This window comes from Acinetobacter chengduensis (assembly GCF_003664645.1).
GTDB lineage: Bacteria > Pseudomonadota > Gammaproteobacteria > Pseudomonadales > Moraxellaceae > Acinetobacter > Acinetobacter chengduensis.
In genome coordinates, this window is the sequence record NZ_RCHC01000068.1 from 1 (window position 1) to 632 (window position 632).

Genomic DNA, 632 nt, shown 5'->3' on the forward strand with positions numbered 1-632 from the left:
GAACTTCGTCGCGGGGCTGTTGTTCCAGTTCAATGCTGGAAAGATGTAGCTGAATTAACGCCTCAAGACTTAGCTCCATACAACACGGTTGTAATTGACACCGTAGGGGCAATGCTTGAAAGCATAAAAACACACTTGTTGCTCACAGCGAATAATCGCCAGAAAGATCAAACATTGAAGCTAAAGGCCCAAGGCTTAGCGAATCAAACCTTTAAGCAATATATTAATACGCTAATTAGTTTAGGTAAGGATGTTGTCTTTATTGCCCATGCATCAGAAGACCACAATGATGAGCGCATTATTTACCGCCCAGAGCTGGGTGGTAAAAACAGAAATGAGCTGTATCGCATTGCGGACATTATGGGCTATTTAACCACTGTCACGACAGGTGAAGGTAAAAATGCCCGTGTAATCAACTTCAAACCATCACCTACTCATCATGCTAAAAACTCTGGTGCATTAGGTGGTGAAACGGGCGAAGTTTGGTTACCTGACCTAAAAGCAAATCCTACCTTTTTGGCTGATTTAATTACACAAGCCAAGGCACACATTAATACCTTAACGCCTGCCCAATTGGCTTCTGCCAAAGCACTTGAAGATTTAGAAAACTGGAAGCAAAGCTGTGAAGAAGC

The 632-nt window shown here is 42.7% G+C and carries 1 protein-coding gene; it reads left to right on the forward strand.

Annotation, left to right across the window (positions count from 1 at the left end):
- Positions 1-632, forward strand: a 632-nt coding sequence (locus D9K81_RS18235) for an ATP-binding protein (protein ID WP_147433950.1), incomplete at both ends; no start/stop codon positions are given.